Raw genomic sequence first — 2,916 nt, forward strand, 5'->3', positions numbered from 1 at the left:
GCGCTGGGGGCTGGGTGCGGCCGGCGCCGCGGCGCTGCTGGGCATGGTGGCCTGGGCGGTCGACGGGCGGCTCGGGCGGCCGTCCGGCGGCAACCCGGATGCGCAGGCGTCGCAGTTCCCGGCCTCACATTTCCCGGCCTCGGCCGCCAGTTCGCCGGACAAGGCCCGGCCATCGGTGGCCGCCGCATCGGCTGCGACCCCGGCCGCGCCGCCGGCCAGCGCGGTGTCGCTCGACCTGCGCGACGGCCTGAAGACCGCCTGGCGCACCGAGAAGGAGGCCTGGCGCGAGCTGGCCCCGGCCTGGAAGCTCGCCGCCGACCTGGCCGACCCCTGCACCAGCGCGCAGCAGCAGGACCTGCTGTGCTTCCGCACGGTGGCGACGCTGGCGCTGATCCGCCAGCTGAGCCGGCCGGGCATCCTGCTGCTGCGCGACGACGCCGGCCAGTCGGTCTTCGTGCTGCTGACCGGCCTCACGCCGCAGACCGCCACGCTGCGCGCCGGCGGCGTCTCGCAGACGGTGTCGCTGCTGTCGCTGGCCAAGGTGTGGCGCGGCGACTTCGCCACCTTCTGGCGCGCGCCCGCGGGCTACCAGTCGGCGCTGAGCGAAGGCCACAGCGGGCCGGCGGTCGACGCACTGGCCGGGCTGGTCGCACGGGCCGACGGCGCGAGCGCGCCGGCCGCCGCGCAGCCGTTCAACGCCGCGCTGAAATCGCGCCTTGCGAGCTTCCAGGTCGCCTGGGGCCTGACCGCCGACGGCGTGGCCGGCCCGACCACCTTCATGCAGCTCAACCGCGCCGCCGGCGTCGACGAGCCGCGCCTGCAGGCCGATGCCGGCCTCACCCACTGAGAGGCACAGCGATGTCCTACATCCTCGATGCCTTGCGGCGCGCCGATTCCGAACGCGAGCGCGGCCGCGTGCCCGGGCTGCATGCCCAGACGGCCACCGCCACGCCCGATGACGACGACCTGCCGGACGGCCGCGGCGGCATGCGCTGGGGTTTTGTCGCGTCGCTGCTCGGGCTGGCACTGATCGTCGTGTTCGCCTGGATGGCGTTCGGGCGCGACAAGCCGATCGAGGTGATCGTCTCGGCACCGCCGCCTCCGCAGCCGGCGCCGCCGCCTCCTCCCCCGGCGCCCGTCGCGATGGCCCCCGCTCCTGCTGCGGCCCCCGCCCCGGCACCGAGCCCGGAACCGGTCGCGGCGCCGGCTCCTGCACCTGCCGCAACTCGCACGGCCGCGGCGCCGGAGAAGGCGCAGCGCAAGCCCGTGCCCGCCAGGCGCGAACCTGCGCGCACCACCACGCCGGCCGCCGACGAGACGCCGGCCGTGCCGCTGAACGAGTTGCCCGCCGACGTGCGCCGCGAACTGCCCACGCTGGCCATCAGCGGCGCGACCTACTCGTCGAGCCGCGCGAGCCGCATGCTGATCGTCAACGGCCAGCTCTACCACGAGGGCGACATCATCGCGCCCAACGTGCACCTGGAGCAGATCCGGCTCAAGTCGGCCGTGCTGCGCTACAAGAACTACCGCTACAGCGTCGGCTACTGATTCCGGCGTACGCTGCGCCGCATCCGCCACTGCAGGAGAGAACGGCCATGAGCGACAAATCGATCCTCGAGCACATCAGCGCCCTCGTCGACGAGGAACAGCAACTGCGCGACGGCACGGCCGCGCCCGGCCAGAACGCCGAGCGCATCCGCCACATCGAGCACCAGCTCGACCAGTGCTGGGACCTGCTGCGGCAGCGGCGCGCCAAGCGCGAGTTCGGCGAAGACCCCTCCAGCGCGAAGGTGCGCGACGAGAAAACGGTCGAAGGCTACGAAGGCTGACACCAGGGCCCTCGTCACTTCACACAGGCTTCATCCGGCGTTCGACGACGCCGCGGACAGTGCGCCGGTGCCCACCACCGCGCGCCTCGCGCACTGTCCATGTCCCACCTCATCGTCCACGGCGGCCAGCCTCTTGCGGGCCGCCTCGTCCCGTCGGCCAACAAGAACGCGGTGCTGCCGATCCTGTGCGCGACGCTGCTGACGCGACAGCCGGTGCGCCTGCGCCGCGTGCCCGACATCACCGACGTGCGCAAGATCCTCGACGTGTTCCGCTCGCTCGGCAGCCGCGTCGAGGTCGACTTCAAGACCGGCGTGCTCGACCTGCACCACCRCAGCACGAACTTCGACGAGACCGTGCACCGCCTGCCGCAGGAGATGCGCTCGTCGATCATGCTGGTGCCGCCGCTGCTGGCGCGCTTCGGCGTCGCACGCATCGAGAGCGACGTGCAGGGTTGCACGCTGGGCGTGCGCGAGATCGATCCGCACGTCGAGGTGCTGCAGCGCTTCGGCGCGCGCGTCGAGCGCCGGCCCGACGCGCTGATCGTGCGCAGCGACGGCCCGCTGCGCGCGGCCGACCACTGGCTCGACTACGCGTCGGTCACCACCACCGAGAACTTCGTGCTGTGCGCGGCGCTCGCCGAGGGCAGCGCGACGCTGATGAACGCGGCCTCCGAGCCGCACGTGCAGGAGTTCTGCGAGTTCATGCGCCAGCTCGGCGCGCGCATCGAGGGCTGCGGCACCTCGCGACTGACGATCCACGGCGTCGACGCGCTCGGCGGCACCGACTACAGCTTCGCCGACGACTTCCACGAGGTGGTCACCTTCCTCGCGCTCGGCGCGATCACCGGCGGCGACGTGCGGGTGCGCAACACCGCCGCGCACCAGTTCCCGCTGATCGACCGCACGTTCGCGAAGCTGGGCGTGCGGGTGCTGCACGAGGGCGGCTGGTCGCGCACCGTCGTCGACGGCCCGTTGCGGGTGGCCGAGCCGTTCACGCAGAACATGCTGCCGAAGATCGAGGCCGCGCCCTGGCCCTACCTGCCGGTCGACCTGCTGCCGATCTTCATCGCGCTCGGCACGCGCGCGC

General features: G+C 73.0%; 3 protein-coding genes and 1 pseudogene. All 4 read left to right on the top strand.

Annotated features, from left to right (window positions below; all coding sequences use genetic code 11):
- A pseudogene (locus AC1D15_RS25020) lies at window positions 1–847 on the top strand (peptidoglycan-binding protein); the annotation flags it as partial.
- A gap of 11 nt (window positions 848–858) precedes the next feature.
- Entirely contained in the window at window positions 859–1,548 is a 690-nt protein-coding gene (locus AC1D15_RS25025) for a general secretion pathway protein GspB (protein WP_477828104.1), read from the top strand.
- A gap of 47 nt (window positions 1,549–1,595) precedes the next feature.
- On the top strand, window positions 1,596–1,829 hold the full coding sequence (locus tag AC1D15_RS25030) for a DUF2630 family protein (protein ID WP_465111215.1): 234 nt from the start codon (window positions 1,596–1,598) through the stop codon (window positions 1,827–1,829).
- A gap of 99 nt (window positions 1,830–1,928) precedes the next feature.
- A partial coding sequence (locus AC1D15_RS25035) for a UDP-N-acetylglucosamine 1-carboxyvinyltransferase (RefSeq protein WP_477828105.1) occupies window positions 1,929–2,916 on the top strand: 988 nt, incomplete at its 3' end.

Source organism: Rhizobacter sp. P2_H2 (assembly GCF_056403375.1).

Excerpts from the sequence above, each read along its gene's own strand:
- AC1D15_RS25025 (WP_477828104.1), top strand. The coding sequence starts at position 859 with ATGTCCTACATCCTCGATGCCTTGCGGCGCGCCGATTCCGAACGCGAG.
- AC1D15_RS25030 (WP_465111215.1), top strand. The coding sequence starts at position 1,596 with ATGAGCGACAAATCGATCCTCGAGCACATCAGCGCCCTCGTCGACGAG.